A 15,909-nucleotide genomic window follows, 5' to 3' on the forward strand; every position below is an offset into this window, starting at 1 on the left:
TGGATAATATGGATATAGTACCAGAAATTACAAGACAAAGTATTAACAACCTTGTCAAAAATGATAAAAGAGAAGATGGCAGACAATTAACTGAATATAGGGATGTTACTATTGAAACTAATGTCATTTCTAAAGCTGAAGGTTCTGCTCGTGTAACTCTCGGTGGAACTCAAGTTATTGTAGGTATTAAACCACAACTTGGAAGCCCATTCCCTGACACTCCTGATTTAGGAGTTTTAATGACTAACTGTGAAATGTTACCAATGGCTGATCCTAATTTTGAACCAGGACCACCTAGTGATGATTCAATTGAACTTGCACGTGTAGTTGACAGAGGTATTCGTGAAAGTGAATTGGTAGAATTGGACAAATTATGTGTTGAAGAAGGAAAACATGTCTGGATGCTTTTCATTGACTTGCATATTATCGACAATTGCGGAAACCTTTTCGATGCATGTGAATTGGCTGTAATGGCAGCACTCAAATCTACTAAATTGCCTGTTGCAAGTATCGTTGATGAAGAAGTAGTTCTCAGTGAAGATGAAACATTCGATTTACCAATCAATAACGAATTGGCTTTATGTACTTTCGTTAAAATTGGTGACAAAATGGTTTTAGACCCAACATTGGATGAAGAAAGAGTAGCTGCTGCTCGTTTAAATGTTGGTGTTACAAAAGACGGTCACATTTGCTCCATGCAAAAAGGTGGCGAAAAACCTTTAACCAAAGATGAAATCCTTTACTGTGTAAATACTGCAGTTGGTAAAGTAAAAGAGTTAATAGAATATCTTTAAATGTCTGACGGACGATTAAGATTTCTAAATTCTTTTTTTTCTATTTTTTTATTATCTATTAATACAAATTTCGTATCTATTTTTTCTATCAGTCCCTTGATGTGCAAAACATCTTCTTTAATTAAATTTTCAATTACCGGAACGATGTTTCTGTTATATATTGAATGAAGGGGCTCTGATGTTTTCAGTTTCAAATTTTCATCATGATATGGAACAACGGCCTGATATTTGCCGTCATTTTCCTTAAAAATAGTGTTGATGTATTTTTGTGAAACATAAGGGCTGTCGCATGGTAAAATTAATGCATAATCACTGTTTATGCAGGAAAGGCCGGTCATTATTCCGGGCATAGGTCCCTTATTTTTAATTGTGTCTTCAACAAATGTGATGGTGTATGAGTAATCTGAAGGATTTATGAATTCCCCATATTTCTCAATTCTTTTTTGGTCATTTAAAACAATTATAGCTTCATTTATCTGGTGGTTTAATGTAGAAAGGATGTGTTTTATCATAGGTTTATCTTGAATAATCATGGAACCTTTATCCTGACCCATCCTACTACTCTTACCTCCACATAAAATAATGCAAGATTTAATATTTTCATTATTTTTAATTTCACTACTCATATTAAACCTCAAATATTTTATTCTTTTACATAGACATCCGCATCTTCATCGAATGGATTGGTACGTATGATTAATGCAATCATGTACGGGTAATGCTTGTTGAGGTATCTTAAATAATAGACCCATTCGTAAACCAGTTTTTCATATACCCTTTGCATATCTCCATTCAGGTGTCCGAAGTCAGTGTCATTAACAAGAGCCAAATCAGTTCTGTGTTCCAGTTCTTCATCAAGGTGAAGAATGGCGTTGATTAAACTGGTGAACTCTTCTTTTTCAAGCAAATTAGGATTATTTATTAAGTTAATAATAAATTCTCTTTTGTCTGACAGTAATTTTCTTAAGTTTTCCAAAAATTCTTCTCTTTCTTCCGGAGCGATATCTGTTGCAGAAAAGTCAACAGTGGAACCTTTAAGTTCGTTCAGTTTGTTTTCATAGTCTGCATCGTCCCAGTTTTTGATGGATTTTAAATTTTCTGTACTTGCTTTGTATTTGTTTGCACTGCTTAATTGACTGATCAGTTCATTTCCAACTTCAGAAAAGAATGTGCTCATGAGCATATCAAGTTTTTCAAGCATAGCTTCTTTTTCTTTTCTTTCAATAATTTCATCAAGTAAAAATGCTACAACAAGAATATCAACAGGAATAAAACCTAAATGTGTCCATATGTATGATATAATATGTTCAGCATCTCCTAATACAAGATAATTTGATCCATAAATAATGATTATTAAAACAATCATTAATAATGAAAACTTTATCTTCCAACGTTTATGTGAATCCATTTTAATCTCCATTTAATTTTATCTTTTTTTGGCAGTAATTATTGCAATAGGGTTTTCACTAATCATCAGTATTCCACGGTCTAAAACTCGTCCGTTAGAAACGTTAACTTCCATGATTTTAGGATTATATCCCAAATCTTTAAGTTTGTTGATTGCTTCCACTTTGGTGTCAACCAATATCGCAGTTATCAGTATTCTGCCTTTTGAATTTAATTTTTCATCAACAAGGTCAAGGATATTTTCAAGCTGTCTGCCACTGCCCCCAACAATGGCAATGTCAATATCATCAATATCCTTTATGACATTTGCTCCGTCATCATTAATTAATGTGACATTATCTCCCAGTCCAAATTTGTCAAGATTTCTTTTTGTTGTTTCAATCGCTTCAGGATTTGTATCAATGGATATTACTTGACGGGCTCTTTGGGAAAACTCGCATGTAAGTCCTCCAGTACCGCATCCGCAATCGACAACCTTATCATCGGAGGTTACTTCAGATTTGTATAACAAAATTGCTCTGATAGCTTCCTTGGTTGGTCCGGGAACATCACAGGATTTAATAAAATCCTTATCTTCTAACATTTATTCCCACCTTTTAAATAAGTTATTTTCTATTTTTAAAGAGTCGAGAATCTTTCCTACAACAAAATTAATCTGGTCATCAACGCTGTCATGTGTTGAATAAAATCCAGGCATTGCAGGTAGGATTATGGCTCCCTCTTGTGATAATGTTAGCATATTCTGCAGGTGAATGCTTCTAAGTGGAGTTTCACGAGGAACAATAACTGTGGTTCTTCGTTCTTTAAGGCTGACGTCGGCCACTCTTGTAATTGTATTTGCTCCATATCCATTGGCTATTGAAGATAATGTTTTCATGGAACACGGCACAATCACCAGGCCATCGGCCTTAAATGATCCGCTGTTTATAGAAGCGGTCAGGTCATTGAAATCATAGTATGTGTCTGCCACTTTTATTACGTCTTCGACGCTGTATTCGGTTTCTGATTCTATAACGATTTTTCCGGCATCACTGATTACCAAACTGTTTTTAATATTCAATTCATTCAGGACTTCGAGCAATCTTATTCCATATATTACTCCGCTTGCTCCGGTTATTGCTACAACTATCATTTTATCTCCTAGAATAGTTTAATTTGGTCATAATGAATGCCGTGGAATTTTTCTCTGTCAATTTCAGGCAAATCAAGATAATTTTCAAGTTTAAATTTATCAAATTTGGATTTTTCACTTTCATCAACATAAACGCTAATATCTGGGATATTGAATCTGGCTTTGCTCAACGCTCCTATAATGTTTGAAATTTCAGTTAATGGATATAATTTGCCGTCCACACTTACCTGGGTTTTCATCTCATCAAAGCGAGGATATGCTGCTATGTTGATGTATACATAATTTGGATCGATGTCATAATCTTCGCCGATTTCCTCTTCAGCTTTTCTAAGGGTGCTTTGATCAATCTTATACATTTTTTCAGGATATTTAAAATTATCGAGCCTTATTTTTTCCACTCTTTTCATGATGCGCCTGTTGTCCAGTCTTGTCATTATGTCATTTACGAAATCGTTTTCACAGTGCCTGAAGACTCCTATGATTTCTGCATCGTCATATTTGTAAATGTCGTTTTCATTAATGATTCCTTCATCAATTACGGTTTTCAATGCTCTTCTAAACATGGAATTGACAATTCTTGTTGTGTGGTGCTGATATACACTTGGATACATGAAATATCTTGATACCAATGCTCCTTCAGCAGCCTGAACACCTTTAATATCCAATATCAGTCCGTCTTCAAGAGTTAAATTTGATATTATTCTTTCATAATCGATAACACCATATGCAACACCTGTGTTGTGGGAATCTCTTAAAAGATAATCCATCCTGTCTACATCAAGCTCTCCTGAAACGATAGGTCCGAGATAACCTTTTCCGTTAACTATGTCCACGATTTTATTGACGTCAAATTTTTCTTCAAGCAAATCTCTCATGGATGTTTTTGTAACCACATATTTGGTCAGTTCTTCATGAGGAACTGACAGAACTCCTTCTGATACATGTGAAAATGGACCATGTCCAATATCATGCAGCAGGGCAGATGCTCTTATCAATTCGACCTCATCATTTGATAAATCCAGTTCTGTTGCAAGTTTTGATCCCAAATTCATTGTTCCAACTGAATGTTCAAATCGTGTGTGGGTTGCTCCGGGATAGATTAGACTAATCAAACCCAGCTGTTTGATTCTTCTTAAACGTTGAAATTGGGGCATGTCCATAATTCTTTCTTCGAACTTGTTTAGGCTAATATCTCCATAGACACTGTCTCTAATGAACTTTTTCTTTTCGGTCATTTCCACTCCTCCCATTTTCAATGCTTTTATTCCATGTATAATTTTCTATTTCTATTGTCTTGTTTGTCTCGTTAGTGCTATTGGTTGTGTTTGTTTCTGTTTTAGGGATTATTGTCGGAACTTCATCAATATATGTCGGTTCAAATGAGTCATTTTCAATTGAACTTAATTTATATGAGTGATTTTCCTCTGTAATTGTTAGATTTGCAAAAGCGCTGCTGATAATAAATGCTGTTACTGCTATTATTAAAAATATTATCAAATTGGCTTTTATTGACCCTCTCATAATAACACTATTTTCTATTTTATTAAAAAATTTAAACTATACTATTATTATTTTTTTCAATAGCTATTATTTAATATTTTCTTATTTAATTAGATTTTATTGGTATTTTCATGTCATTCTGTCAATGTTTTTTCAAAATTTAGGTGTCTTGGTGCAAATGTTTATATATGATGATATTCAATTATTTTATATCGGAAGGATACTTCCGACATATCACTTCCGATACTAAAAATAATTTTAAGAGAAAAGATAAAATGGTTATGTTTGACACTGGTGATACTGCATGGGTTCTTACTTGTACACTGCTCGTACTGATAATGAGTATACCTGCAGTAGCATTTTTTTATGGAGGATTAAGTAAAAGAAAGAACGTTTTAAATACAATTTTTTTAACATTTATAGCATTTTCAATTGTTAGTGTAGTTTGGGTAATATTCGGATACCAGTTTGCATTTGGAGATGACATAAATGGATTGATAGGCGCACCCGCCAATTTCTTTTTGCAGGGAATTGGTCTGGAGGATCTCACAGGTACAATACCAACATTGCTGTTTGTAATGTTTCAGTGTGCATTTGCAGGTATAACCTGTGCAATTATGTCCGGAGCTTTAGTTGGAAGGATGAAAACAAAAGCATGGGTAATATTTATTACAATCTGGATTTGCCTTGTATATGTCCCAGTTGCCCATTGGGTATGGGGCGGAGGATGGCTCATGCAAATGGGTGCACTTGATTTTGCAGGCGGTGCAGTAGTTCATATCAATTCAGGTATTTCTGCATTGGCTGTAGCATTAGTATTAGGTAAAAGGAAAGATATCTCCTTAATTCCACACAATCTAGGTTATGCTGTTTTAGGAGCAGCACTTCTATGGTTCGGATGGATGGGATTCAATGGAGGGTCAGGTCTTGCAGCAGACGGATTGGCCGCAAACGCTATAATTGTTTCAAATGTGGCTGCAGCAACAGGTCTTATAGTATGGACAATCATCGATACATATTTTGTTGGAAAACCAACAGTCCTTGGTGCAATTTCTGGTGCAGTAGCAGGTTTGGTAGGAATTACTCCTGCAGCAGGTTTTGTTGATGTATTCGGTGCTTTAATAATAGGTGCGGTTGCTCCAATTGTTTCATACTTTGCAGTTTACTGGTTAAAACCTAAACTAGGATATGACGATGCCTTAGATGTATGGGGTATACATGGTATGTCAGGAGTTTGGGGAGCAATTGCAACAGGAATATTTGCTGTTCCGGCCGTTGGCGGTGTTGCAGGATTAATTGCAGGTAATCCTAATCAGGTTTTAATTCAGATAATAAGCGTAATTGCAACTATTGTTTATTCATTTACTGTCAGTTATGTGCTGGCTAAAATACTAGATAAATCAATGAACGGTATAAGAGTAGACGAAGGTGCAGAAATTGGAGGCCTCGATTCCAATCTCCACAAGGAATCTGCATACAACTTAAATTAATGAGGTGAATAAATGAAAAGTATTGTTGCGATTGTAAGACAGGAAAAACTGAATGATGTTAAAAATGCCCTTCTGGATGTAGGATGCGAAGGAATGAACGTAACTGAAGTAAAAGGAAGGGGAAGTCAAAGAGGTATAAGGGAATCTTACAGAGGTTCCAGCTATTGTATTGATCTGATTCCAAAAACTCGTATTGAAGTAATTGTCAAGGACGAAGGTGTAGATTTAATTGTTGATGCAATTAAAAAAGGTGCTTATACTGGTAATATTGGGGATGGAAAAATATTCATATATCCTCTTGAAAATGTTATCAGAATCAGAACAGGTGAAGAAGGTGATAAGGCGATTTAGACGTACAATAATATATAACCTAAAATGTTGGTAAAAAATGGCGGTTAATTGCAACTCATTGAATAAGCTTAAATCCCTTTAAAAATTATTGCTGTTTTTACTGACATTTTTCATTGTAATACGTGGTAAACTACTATGTACTTACTGACAAGGATAATCTGATTATCCTTGTCCACACCATTTAATTTTACGAATCTTTTTTTAATGCAATTTAATTAATCGTTTTTTACATTAACGCCGTGCATCTTATTTTTTTAACACAATTTCTTTAGGGGATATATCCTTGTCTGAAAAATAGAATTTTATGATGTTAATGTTAATATTCGATAACAACACCGTTAATGTCTGATATATCAACCCATGTGGTTATTCCTTTGATTTCATATAAACTGCCGTTGATGTATTCATAAGAAACATCCTTGTTGTCGCTTATAAGATATACTGAATCACCTTTAATGTCACCAACCCTCTTGATGATACCTCCGTATTCATCAGATTCCGCAACGACTATGTCTCCAACGTGGATGTTATGGGTTTTATTTATAAATGCAGTCTGTCCGTCCTGCAGTGTCGGAAGCATTGATGTTCCCTCTACTTGAACTATTACTGGTATTTGATTTTTACCGATGCTTGAATCAATGTTAATTTCCATGTTTTCAAGACCATAATCAATGCAAATGCTTTTTATTCCGTTTTTTAATGTAGTAATATTGGCTTTTGTGTCATTCATCACATTAAGAGTTAGATTGCATATTTCCTCATTTAACTGCTCTGTATTTTTATGTGAAAGTGATTGAGTGCTTACAGTAACATTTTCACCGTCAATATAGACATTAACATTATCGTTTACAAAAAACATCAGAAATAATGAAGCTGATAAAATAAGTATAATTAAAGCTAAAATAATCTTTTTAGCCATTAAAATCACTCATCCATGATATTTAGGTCCATGTTGAGAAGCGCTTTCATGGTTTCAATGTCAATCTGGCCTGGAGCTGTTACATCGGTTCCGGCTGCAAAAGTAATTGGTGAATCAAATTTAGATGCCATAACTCGAGTATAGCTTCCCAAATCTCCCATTGAAATGGCAATTGTGTTTTCACAATGTGAAAGAACTGCCAATATGGTTAATGTATCTTCCAAATCCTGAGGCATAAAAGCGACTTTAGCAATGTCTCCAAGTTCTTGCTCTTTTTCAACAATATACAGGATTTCATTTAAATCGGGTGTTTTTTCAAAATCATGATATGAAACAATTGTTTTTACACCGGTATCATGGATTTTATTTATGTATTCATCATCACATTGAAGTTCAATGTCAATATAATCCGCTAAATCACAGCATTCATATAATATGTTGAACCTTTCCTCTTCGGTTCCGTTAAAAGATCCTCCTTCGGAACTGATTCTATTGGTAGCTATCATCGGAAAGTTGATTTCTTCTATAGTATGTTTAATTTCTGAAATTTCAGGATTCTTCAGGGCGTCTATTCTAAATTCCAACACGTCAGCGCCTTTATCAATACAGTCTCTAGCTACTTCAATAACGTCTTTGCAATTTTTTTGAAAAATTGGAATTGCAATTTTAGTTTGTGAATACATTGATTACTATATATTTATTAAGCTATTAATTAAATTTTCTTTATTATCTGGGGGATGTTGCTTGTTAACATTAACAATTTTTTGAGGTAATCAAAGCATTAAATTTGTAAAAATTCTACGATGGTTATATATGAATTTCTTGGCATTCTTCATACATCTGCCAATATTTATATAAATTGAACAACAAAATATATACCAATAAAATATTTTTATTTTATTTATTTGATAAATCAATTATAAAAGGTGTTAATTTGAAAATTACAGCTATAGGTGCAGATATATCCAAAAATGATGTATCATGCAGTACTAAGCTAGTAGAGACTATAGAAAATAACCTTTATAAAGTAAAACAATTAGGTGCAAGTGATGTTGCATTAACAAATGTCACTGGTGACGATGTGGTTGTCAGTGCATTTGTTGAAGACGATCTGCTTGAATCTATTAATGAAGGTATTGTTAACGTTTTAAAAGAAAGTGCAGAAAACATGGGCGATTTGTCTGGAATTTCTGATAATCCTGAAGATGCAGGTGAAGGAATTTCATATGCTGAAGCAGCTATAAGGCCAGACAGATATCCTGATGCTATTGTTTTGGGCTTTGATACATATGGGGGAGAACCTTTTGTAGCAGATGTTGCAAATTCTGCCATTGATGCTGCAAAAGGGATGAAAAATCTTACAGATATTTCAGATTACATAGAGCCGAAGGCAAGAAAAATACCTGGTGTCGGTTATGTTTCACCTGAAACTGATGATCCTGTTGTAGTGGCTACCATTGAAGATATAGAATCTGTCGGAGTCATAGCCGGTGCAATGATTGGAGCTGCACTTGGAAATAAGAATACTTATTTGGTTGAAAGAGGAACAACCTGCAATGTATTGCCGGGCAGTGTAATATTCTCAGCCACTGCATTTATGAACGGTAATGTGATTGATTTGGCTGTTCCATTTGAAAATAAAACTAGAATATTAAGATAGGAGTAAATATTATGATTTTGTTAAATGAAGATACAAAATGTTTAGTTCAAGGAATCACCGGAAAACAAGGTTCTTTTCACACTGAACAAATGTTGAAATATAATACAAACATTGTTGCAGGCCTTACCCCTGGAAAAGGAGGTCAGAAATTTTTAGACCAGGTACCAATTTTCAATTCCATGGAGGAAGCAACTGAAGAAGTGGATATAAACGCTTCAATTATTTTTGTACCTGCAAGATTTGCAAAAGACGCTGCTTTTGAAGCAATCAGACACCTGGACTTGGTTGTCATTATCTCAGAGCATATCCCAGTTCATGACAGTATGAAAATTATGGCATATGCAAAACAGATGGACACAACTGTCATTGGTCCGAACACTCCTGGAATCATCTCTCCGGGTGTTGGTAAATTAGGAATCATGCCTACCCATATCTTTAAGGAAGGTAATGTTGGTGTAATTTCAAGAAGCGGTACATTAACATACGAAATAGCAAGCGAACTTACCAATGCAGGAATCGGACAAAGTACAGCTGTCGGTATTGGTGGAGACCCTGTAACCGGAGACAATTACGTTGATATCTTAAAAAGATTTGACAAAGATGACCAGACTGATGCAGTAGTCTTAATCGGTGAGATTGGAGGAACTGCAGAAGAAAGAGCAGGTAAATTCATTGCTGAAGAAATGAACAAACCTGTTGTATCATACATTGCAGGAAGAACTGCACCTCCCGGCAAAAGAATGGGACACGCAGGAGCAATTATTCAAGGAAACTCCGGTACTGTTGCAAGTAAAACAGAAGCTTTAAATGCAGCAGGTGTTGAAGTAGCTAAAAAACCATCTGAAATTGTAGATTTACTTAAAAAGGTTATGTAATGACAAATCAAGAAATTATTGATAAATTATTGAATGGTGAAATGAAACTTTATCAGGTTGATAAGGAAGTTTCCCCAAAAGAGGCAACAGATATCAGAAGAGAATTTCTCGAACAGAAGTATGACTTAAAATTGTCCAATATCTCAAATTACACTTTGGATATGGAAAGGGCTTCTGCCCGTAACATTGAAAATTCAATCGGTGTTTTACAGCTTCCGATGGGTATTGCAGGACCATTAAAAATTAATGGTGAATACTGCAACAGGGAAGTATTTGTTCCACTTGCCACCTCTGAAGGAGCATTGGTTGCATCAATCAACAGAGGAGCATCCACTATAACCTCATCCGGAGGGGTTAATGCAAGAGTAGTTTCAGACATTATGACTCGTGCACCTGCAATTAAATGTAGCGGTGTTGGAGATGCTTTAAAAATCAAACAGTGGTTTATTGATAATTTCGATGAGTTAAAAGAAATTGCCGAAAGTACAACTTCACATGGTAAACTTGTTAAAATTGACCCTATCTTAATTGTTGGAAGCTATGTCTATCCTAGATTCGTGTTCTCAACAGGTGACAGTATGGGAATGAATATGGTGACAATAGCTTCTGAAAAAATTCTCGAAAAACTTGCAGAAGAGACAACTGCAACTCACATTGCATTAAGCGGTAATGTTTGTGTTGATAAAAAGCCTGCTGCTATAAATGTCGTTGAAGGAAGAGGAAAAAGTGTTATAGCAGATATATTGGTTCCAAAAGATATTGTAGCTAAAAAACTCAAAACTACTGCAGAAGCGATTGTTGAAGTAAATATTGCTAAAAACCTCGTAGGTTCTGCAGCAAGCGGAAGCATGGCATACAATGCCCATTATGCAAATATGGTTGCGGCAATATTTTTAGCAACCGGTCAGGATGCGGCACATGTCGTTGAAGGATCTTTAGGAATAACAACCGCTGAAAATCGTGACGGTGATTTATATTTCTCAGTAAACTTGCCTGATTTGCCTGTAGCTACTGTTGGTGGTGGAACAAGTCTTGAAGTAGCTCATGAAGGACTGGAAATTTTGGGCGTTGCAGGTTCAGGTAAAGCTCGTGAATTTGCAGAGATTGTTGCAAGTACTGTTTTAGCTGGTGAATTGTCACTTGTAGGAGCACTCGCAGCAGGACACCTTGCAAGAGCTCATCAGGAACTTGGAAGAGGTTAATCAAATGGATGAGTTTTTAGATACCTTGTATCCTGAATTGACCCTTGAAACTGATGATATTATAATGAATTTAGCGATAAAAAAAGACTACTCCAAAATTGGGGATTTTGATAAAAGAAAAGAAGAATTTATAAAGGATTTGAATGATTTTATAGAGGAATTTTCTAAAACTCCAGAATCCGATGATTTTGTGAGATATTTTGATGATTAGTATTTGGAATCTATCTTTTCAAATACTTTTTTAATATTTACTTTTGTTTCAAAACACCCTGTTTTTTCAAGCAGAACTCCTTGCGGACAAAAATCTGATAGAAGCATCATCATCTGGTTTAAATCCTCATGACATGCAACTCCAAGGACAGCTTTAAATTTATTTTCCATGACTATTTTTTTAACAAAGCTTGATCCCGGAACAATATATAATTTGTATCCCATTGGTTCTGCCTTTTTTTTAATGGCTCCGATTGAACATAAACCGCATTCACTGCAATTGAGGCCTTCTTTTTGAAGCGGTGCCGGACAGTCTCTGTGTCTTAGGCAGTGCGGTAGAAATATTAATGTTTTTTCTGCAGGGATTTCTTTAAATCTCTCTTTGTTGAGGTCATCCCTGACTCTAATTGCAATGTTGTCAATAAGATGGTCATCAAGCTTTAAAAAATGAGCTATTGTTTTGAAAGGTGAATATAATAAATCGACAATATACAATAGGAATCTTGGAAATTTTATCTGATTTTTTCGGGCTATCAAATAACCTAAAATCAATACAATAACAAAGAGGATTAAAATCAGAATAGCTACAATAACTACCAACTGACCTAAAAACATGTAAAATGAATCGATAAATAACATTTTTCAACCTAAAATTCTTCAATTGTATAATTGTCAAAGTCTTTATTTAATTTCACACCTGTCGGTGTTTTCAGTATTTCAAGTCCGGATAAACTGTCGCATGAACATAATATATTCTGTTCTGGGTGTGTTCCTGGTGTAATGTTGCAGTTTAGGTTAACTCCATCTCCTATGGATATAACAGTTTCTAAGCGTTTTGTTGATGGATGGTCTTTGTTTAAAATAACTAACGGTGAAGATTCTTCACGACTTAAGTAAGCCTGTGAACGTATCGCCCTTTTGTCTTTTTTAAAGTTTGACACGGCAATTATGTCGTCTGATTCTAAAAACTGAACTATCTCTTCGTTGTCCTGGGTTGCAATAAAAAGCATCTTATTTTCATAGGCTACCTTAACAATCCCCACCATTCCGGTTTCTCCTTCAAGAAATAGTATTTCATCATTTTTAAAATCAATATTCATAAAAATCACTAAAAAAAATAAAAAGAGAGTAAATGAATTTACTCTGCTAGTTCCACGTTGTCACTTTGACAGGACGGACAAACGACTTTTTTTCCAAGTCCTTTGAATGTATTTCCACAGTCTTTACATCGGTATTTTTTTGTTTTCAATTTTTTTAAATCTATGTCGGCCATTGGCCCTCCGCTAGAACACATTTGAAATCACCTTGTTATATAATATATAATATATTATATTAATATATTTTGAATGCTTTCTATTTTTTCAAGAGTTTCACTGTCATTTGTAATATCATATTTTAACTTTAGGAAATACAGTGTCTGGTTATACAGTTTATTTTCCTCATATTCCTCAATCAATTTATCCAGTGTTTCTAGAATGAAGGGGTTGACTCCGACTTGTATATTCTTGTTTTTAAGTATTTCAATTGATTCGTCCACTGTCAGGTCAATTTGCGGATCTTTGCTTTTGATGTAGTTTATTTCAGTGTATGCCATCGGATTCAATTCAAATTCCATACTGTATCTGAACAGTGCAAAGGCGGTTTCCATCAGATTTTCTTCAATATAGTAATATCCAAGTGACCTGTAGCATCTTGCAATGTCCTGGGGATAATAAGCATATTGGAGTGCATCTGTTGCATACATGAAATATTTGTTATATGTATAGGTGTGGACTTTGTAGATTTCACATAACTCTAAAATGATTCTTGAAGACACAGGGTTGATTTTAATTGCTTTTTTCAGGTATTTTTCTGCTTTGTCGTATTGCTGATTTTCCAAAAGCAAAAATCCGTAAATATAATAAAGGTCAAGTAAAGGCTGATTGTCGGGAATGTATCGTACTGTTTTTTCAGCACCAATGTATTCATTGAATAATGTCTCTTCGAGGGGACTGGTAAAAAAGTGATACTCGCTTACCTTGTCGTCTTCAAACATTGGCGGAAAACTTTCCATAAACTTGTCTAATTTATTTAAAGCGGTTTTATATTCTTCCTCTTCGATGTCGTATGAGATGTCATTTAAAATGTCTATTATGGGATTTTCCTTTTCGGATATTTCGATAAATTCGTTTTTTTCATCTTCAGACAGGCAATCCCACATCATGCGTGAAATCTCTTTTATTATTTCTTTATTATATGGATGGTCGGCATATTTTTCAATTTGTCCGGATAAATATTTTTTATTCAAGTCAGGGTTTTCTCCCAGATTGGATTTGATTTCATTTATTATGTCTTCGTACATTAACACACCTAAAGTTAGATTAATGGGTAATATTTTTATATTACCCTTACTTATATTATATATGTATAAAAATTTACTTTTATATTATTTTATTAAAAAAAATTTAAGGTGATTATGAAATGGCAAATCAACCAATATTCATCCTTCCTGAAGGAACCGAAAGATATTCAAAAAGAGATGCTTTAAGAATGAATATCACAGCGGCTAAAGTTTTATCTGGTATTGTAAGAACTACTTTAGGTCCTAAAGGTATGGATAAAATGTTAGTTAATTCATTAGGTGATGTAACTGTCACCAATGATGGTGCAACTATCATGAGAGAAATGGAAATTAACCAACCTGCAGCTAGAATGCTTGTTGAAACTGCAAAAAAACAGGAAGAAATCGTTGGAGACGGAACCACTTCCGTAGTTGTTATTGCAGGTGAATTATTAGCTAAAGCTGAAGAATTATTAGATGACGGTATTGCAACATCTGTTGTTGTAAAAGGATATAGGAATGCTACTGCAAAAGCTATTGAACTTTTAAATGATATTGCTATTGATGCAGACGATGAAGAAACTCTTAAAAAAGTAGCTGTCACTGCAATGAGTGGTAAAGGTTCTGATTATGCAAAAGAACATTTAGCAGATTTAGTTGTAAAAGCAGCATTAAGAATTGAAGAAGACGGAAAATCTGAAATCGAAAACATTAATATTCAAAGAGTTTCCGGTGATGCTGTAGAAGATTCATTTTTAGCAGAAGGAATTGTAATCGACAAGGCTCCTGTATCTAAAAGCATGCCAAAAGATATTGAAGATGCAAAAATCGCTATTATAAAATATCCTATTGAATTGAAAGATATTAACACTGATTCTAAAATTGACATAACCAGTCCTGATCAGTTCGAAGCTTTCCTGCTTCAAGAAGAACAAATGATTAAAGATTTAGTGCAAAAAGTAATTGATTCAGGTTGTAACGTATTATTCTGTCAGAAAGGTATTGACGATATGGCAGAACACTACTTGAAAAAAGCAGGAATCATGGCTTACAAAAGAGTTAAAAAATCTGACATGGAAAGAATTGAAAAAGCTACCGGCGCTAAATTTGTAAGTGATATTGAAGATTTAACTCCTGATAAATTAGGTACTGCAGGTCACGTATATCTTGATAAATTATTTGACCATGAATTGACCTTCATTGAAGAATGTGAAAATCCAAAAGCTTCATCTATTGTTTTAAGAGGCAGTACACGTTATGTAACCGAACAAATTTCCAGAGCTATTGATGATGCTTTAGGTGTTGTTGCAGCTACCATTGAAGAAGGTAAAGTTCTCATTGGTGGAGGAGCTTGTGAAATTGATTTGGTAAAACAATTAAGAGAATACGGTGAATCTGTAAGTGGAAGAGAACAATTAGCTATTTTAAAATATGCTGAAGCTTTAGAAATCATTCCAAAAACCTTAATTGAAAATGCAGGTCTCGATACCATTAACTTAATTGCAGATTTAAAAGCTGCTCACGAAGAATCCAAATTCATCGGTATTAATGTATTTACAGGTGAAGTTGTTGATATGAAAGAAGCTGGCGTTATTGAACCTTTAAGGGTTAAAATCCAGGCTCTTCAGTCTGCAGGTGAAGCATCTGAAATGATTTTACGTATTGATGATATGATTGCAGCTAGAAATGCATTGGAATCTACCGGACCTGATGAGTCTGGTAATGATGCAAGTGGTATGCCACCAATGCCTCCTGCACCAGGTATGGGCGGAATGCCACCTATGATGTAAATATAATTTTACATCTTTCTTTTTTTTTATTTTTAGAGCTTATTTTTAATTATACTATATTAAACTAATCGTTTTTTAATCTTAATAACTTTAAATCAATGTTTTTAGTTTAAATAGCTTTAAAATATATGTATTTTTATATGATAAGCATTACAATAACAGATTTCATTTTAGTATAGTTAAGTTACTTTAAATTTTATTTCATATAGTCAAATCTTTTTAGAGCGATTTTCAACAATAATTTCAGTTATTTCCTTAT

The 15,909-nt window shown here is 34.3% G+C and carries 20 protein-coding genes; 8 read left to right on the forward strand and 12 right to left on the reverse strand.

Annotated features, from left to right (window positions below):
• Window positions 1-8: 8 nt before the first annotated feature.
• Entirely contained in the window at window positions 9-794 is a 786-nt protein-coding gene (rrp42, locus tag QZU75_RS07235; protein ID WP_296882623.1) for an exosome complex protein Rrp42, read from the forward strand.
• Here rrp42 and QZU75_RS07240 read toward each other — a convergent pair.
• From QZU75_RS07240 to QZU75_RS07265, 6 genes are read right to left on the reverse strand one after another with little or no spacing between them, the layout of a single operon-like run.
• Window positions 791-1,420, reverse strand: coding sequence for a molybdenum cofactor guanylyltransferase (locus tag QZU75_RS07240; protein ID WP_296882624.1), 630 nt, complete (start codon window positions 1,418-1,420; stop codon window positions 791-793). The two genes, rrp42 and QZU75_RS07240, sit on opposite strands and share 4 nt — an antisense overlap.
• Window positions 1,421-1,437: 17 nt before the next feature.
• Window positions 1,438-2,202: a hypothetical protein gene (locus QZU75_RS07245; RefSeq protein ID WP_296882626.1), complete on the reverse strand. Its 765-nt coding sequence runs from the start codon at window positions 2,200-2,202 to the stop codon at window positions 1,438-1,440.
• An 18-nt stretch (window positions 2,203-2,220) separates the two neighbouring features.
• Window positions 2,221-2,784 carry a precorrin-6Y C5,15-methyltransferase (decarboxylating) subunit CbiT gene (gene cbiT / locus QZU75_RS07250; RefSeq protein ID WP_296882627.1) on the reverse strand — a complete coding sequence of 188 codons (564 nt, stop codon included), beginning with the start codon at window positions 2,782-2,784 and terminating at the stop codon, window positions 2,221-2,223.
• A complete protein-coding gene (locus tag QZU75_RS07255) occupies window positions 2,785-3,333 on the reverse strand; it encodes a UbiX family flavin prenyltransferase (RefSeq protein WP_296882630.1) in 549 nt (182 codons plus the stop codon).
• An 8-nt stretch (window positions 3,334-3,341) separates the two neighbouring features.
• Window positions 3,342-4,568 (reverse strand): HD domain-containing protein, encoded by a 1,227-nt coding sequence (locus tag QZU75_RS07260; protein ID WP_296882632.1) that lies wholly within the window; start codon window positions 4,566-4,568, stop codon window positions 3,342-3,344.
• Complete coding sequence (locus tag QZU75_RS07265) at window positions 4,543-4,854, reverse strand: hypothetical protein (RefSeq protein WP_296882633.1); 312 nt, start codon at window positions 4,852-4,854, stop codon at window positions 4,543-4,545. The genes QZU75_RS07260 and QZU75_RS07265 overlap by 26 nt, the downstream gene beginning before the upstream one ends.
• 254 nt (window positions 4,855-5,108) lie before the next feature.
• On the opposite strand from QZU75_RS07265, the gene QZU75_RS07270 reads away from it, so the two are divergent.
• Window positions 5,109-6,323, forward strand: coding sequence for an ammonium transporter (locus tag QZU75_RS07270; protein WP_296882635.1), 1,215 nt, complete (start codon window positions 5,109-5,111; stop codon window positions 6,321-6,323).
• A 12-nt stretch (window positions 6,324-6,335) separates the two neighbouring features.
• The gene (locus QZU75_RS07275; RefSeq protein ID WP_296882637.1) at window positions 6,336-6,674 is read left to right on the forward strand and encodes a P-II family nitrogen regulator; all 339 of its coding nucleotides are present in this window, start codon (window positions 6,336-6,338) and stop codon (window positions 6,672-6,674) included.
• Between the two features lie 316 nt (window positions 6,675-6,990).
• On the opposite strand, the gene QZU75_RS07280 is transcribed toward QZU75_RS07275, so the two are convergent.
• Together QZU75_RS07280 and aroD are read right to left on the reverse strand one after the other, a co-directional pair.
• Window positions 6,991-7,593 (reverse strand): S24/S26 family peptidase, encoded by a 603-nt coding sequence (locus QZU75_RS07280; RefSeq protein WP_296882639.1) that lies wholly within the window; start codon window positions 7,591-7,593, stop codon window positions 6,991-6,993.
• Between the two features lie 5 nt (window positions 7,594-7,598).
• A complete protein-coding gene (gene aroD, locus QZU75_RS07285) occupies window positions 7,599-8,276 on the reverse strand; it encodes a type I 3-dehydroquinate dehydratase (RefSeq protein WP_296882641.1) in 678 nt (225 codons plus the stop codon).
• Window positions 8,277-8,527: 251 nt separating this feature from the next.
• Here aroD and QZU75_RS07290 point away from each other — a divergent pair, with 251 nt between their 5' ends.
• From QZU75_RS07290 to QZU75_RS07305, 4 genes are read left to right on the forward strand one after another with little or no spacing between them, the layout of a single operon-like run.
• Entirely contained in the window at window positions 8,528-9,253 is a 726-nt protein-coding gene (locus QZU75_RS07290) for a hypothetical protein (RefSeq protein WP_296882642.1), read from the forward strand.
• A gap of 11 nt (window positions 9,254-9,264) precedes the next feature.
• Complete coding sequence (gene sucD, locus QZU75_RS07295) at window positions 9,265-10,128, forward strand: succinate--CoA ligase subunit alpha (protein ID WP_296882643.1); 864 nt, start codon at window positions 9,265-9,267, stop codon at window positions 10,126-10,128.
• Window positions 10,128-11,330: a hydroxymethylglutaryl-CoA reductase (NADPH) gene (gene hmgA, locus QZU75_RS07300; RefSeq protein WP_296882645.1), complete on the forward strand. Its 1,203-nt coding sequence runs from the start codon at window positions 10,128-10,130 to the stop codon at window positions 11,328-11,330. The genes sucD and hmgA overlap by 1 nt, the downstream gene beginning before the upstream one ends.
• Window positions 11,331-11,334: 4 nt before the next feature.
• On the forward strand, window positions 11,335-11,541 hold the full coding sequence (locus QZU75_RS07305; protein WP_296882647.1) for a hypothetical protein: 207 nt from the start codon (window positions 11,335-11,337) through the stop codon (window positions 11,539-11,541).
• Here QZU75_RS07305 and QZU75_RS07310 read toward each other — a convergent pair.
• Genes QZU75_RS07310 through QZU75_RS07325 form a run of 4 tightly spaced genes read right to left on the reverse strand, consistent with a single transcriptional unit; the run spans window position 11,538 to window position 13,881 of the window.
• Window positions 11,538-12,179: a DUF116 domain-containing protein gene (locus QZU75_RS07310; RefSeq protein WP_296882649.1), complete on the reverse strand. Its 642-nt coding sequence runs from the start codon at window positions 12,177-12,179 to the stop codon at window positions 11,538-11,540. The two genes, QZU75_RS07305 and QZU75_RS07310, sit on opposite strands and share 4 nt — an antisense overlap.
• Window positions 12,180-12,187: 8 nt before the next feature.
• Window positions 12,188-12,640 (reverse strand): hypothetical protein, encoded by a 453-nt coding sequence (locus QZU75_RS07315; RefSeq protein ID WP_296882651.1) that lies wholly within the window; start codon window positions 12,638-12,640, stop codon window positions 12,188-12,190.
• A gap of 38 nt (window positions 12,641-12,678) precedes the next feature.
• Entirely contained in the window at window positions 12,679-12,834 is a 156-nt protein-coding gene (locus QZU75_RS07320; protein ID WP_295115512.1) for a hypothetical protein, read from the reverse strand.
• Between the two features lie 33 nt (window positions 12,835-12,867).
• Window positions 12,868-13,881, reverse strand: a complete 1,014-nt coding sequence (locus QZU75_RS07325) for a tetratricopeptide repeat protein (RefSeq protein WP_296882653.1) — start codon at window positions 13,879-13,881, stop codon at window positions 12,868-12,870.
• Window positions 13,882-14,000: 119 nt separating this feature from the next.
• Between QZU75_RS07325 and thsA the strand changes: the two genes are divergently transcribed.
• On the forward strand, window positions 14,001-15,650 hold the full coding sequence (thsA, locus tag QZU75_RS07330) for a thermosome subunit alpha (RefSeq protein WP_296882655.1): 1,650 nt from the start codon (window positions 14,001-14,003) through the stop codon (window positions 15,648-15,650).
• Window positions 15,651-15,909 lie beyond the last annotated feature (259 nt).

Origin of the sequence: uncultured Methanobrevibacter sp., assembly GCF_902764455.1 — an archaeon.
Classification (GTDB): domain Archaea; phylum Methanobacteriota; class Methanobacteria; order Methanobacteriales; family Methanobacteriaceae; genus Methanocatella.

What these genes read in the sequence shown, in the direction of transcription:
- QZU75_RS07265 (WP_296882633.1), bottom strand. Translation starts at nt 4,854, where the DNA reads ATGAGAGGGTCAATAAAAGCCAATTTGATAATATTTTTAATAATAGCA.
- QZU75_RS07245 (WP_296882626.1), bottom strand. Translation starts at nt 2,202, where the DNA reads ATGGATTCACATAAACGTTGGAAGATAAAGTTTTCATTATTAATGATT.
- aroD (WP_296882641.1), bottom strand. Translation starts at nt 8,276, where the DNA reads ATGTATTCACAAACTAAAATTGCAATTCCAATTTTTCAAAAAAATTGC.
- QZU75_RS07260 (WP_296882632.1), bottom strand. Translation starts at nt 4,568, where the DNA reads ATGACCGAAAAGAAAAAGTTCATTAGAGACAGTGTCTATGGAGATATT.
- QZU75_RS07270 (WP_296882635.1), top strand. Translation starts at nt 5,109, where the DNA reads ATGGTTATGTTTGACACTGGTGATACTGCATGGGTTCTTACTTGTACA.
- QZU75_RS07315 (WP_296882651.1), bottom strand. Translation starts at nt 12,640, where the DNA reads ATGAATATTGATTTTAAAAATGATGAAATACTATTTCTTGAAGGAGAA.
- QZU75_RS07275 (WP_296882637.1), top strand. Translation starts at nt 6,336, where the DNA reads ATGAAAAGTATTGTTGCGATTGTAAGACAGGAAAAACTGAATGATGTT.
- QZU75_RS07325 (WP_296882653.1), bottom strand. Translation starts at nt 13,881, where the DNA reads ATGTACGAAGACATAATAAATGAAATCAAATCCAATCTGGGAGAAAAC.
- cbiT (WP_296882627.1), bottom strand. Translation starts at nt 2,784, where the DNA reads ATGTTAGAAGATAAGGATTTTATTAAATCCTGTGATGTTCCCGGACCA.
- hmgA (WP_296882645.1), top strand. Translation starts at nt 10,128, where the DNA reads ATGACAAATCAAGAAATTATTGATAAATTATTGAATGGTGAAATGAAA.
- rrp42 (WP_296882623.1), top strand. Translation starts at nt 9, where the DNA reads ATGGATATAGTACCAGAAATTACAAGACAAAGTATTAACAACCTTGTC.
- QZU75_RS07320 (WP_295115512.1), bottom strand. Translation starts at nt 12,834, where the DNA reads ATGTGTTCTAGCGGAGGGCCAATGGCCGACATAGATTTAAAAAAATTG.
- QZU75_RS07310 (WP_296882649.1), bottom strand. Translation starts at nt 12,179, where the DNA reads ATGTTATTTATCGATTCATTTTACATGTTTTTAGGTCAGTTGGTAGTT.
- QZU75_RS07280 (WP_296882639.1), bottom strand. Translation starts at nt 7,593, where the DNA reads ATGGCTAAAAAGATTATTTTAGCTTTAATTATACTTATTTTATCAGCT.
- QZU75_RS07240 (WP_296882624.1), bottom strand. Translation starts at nt 1,420, where the DNA reads ATGAGTAGTGAAATTAAAAATAATGAAAATATTAAATCTTGCATTATT.
- QZU75_RS07255 (WP_296882630.1), bottom strand. Translation starts at nt 3,333, where the DNA reads ATGATAGTTGTAGCAATAACCGGAGCAAGCGGAGTAATATATGGAATA.
- sucD (WP_296882643.1), top strand. Translation starts at nt 9,265, where the DNA reads ATGATTTTGTTAAATGAAGATACAAAATGTTTAGTTCAAGGAATCACC.
- thsA (WP_296882655.1), top strand. Translation starts at nt 14,001, where the DNA reads ATGGCAAATCAACCAATATTCATCCTTCCTGAAGGAACCGAAAGATAT.
- QZU75_RS07305 (WP_296882647.1), top strand. Translation starts at nt 11,335, where the DNA reads ATGGATGAGTTTTTAGATACCTTGTATCCTGAATTGACCCTTGAAACT.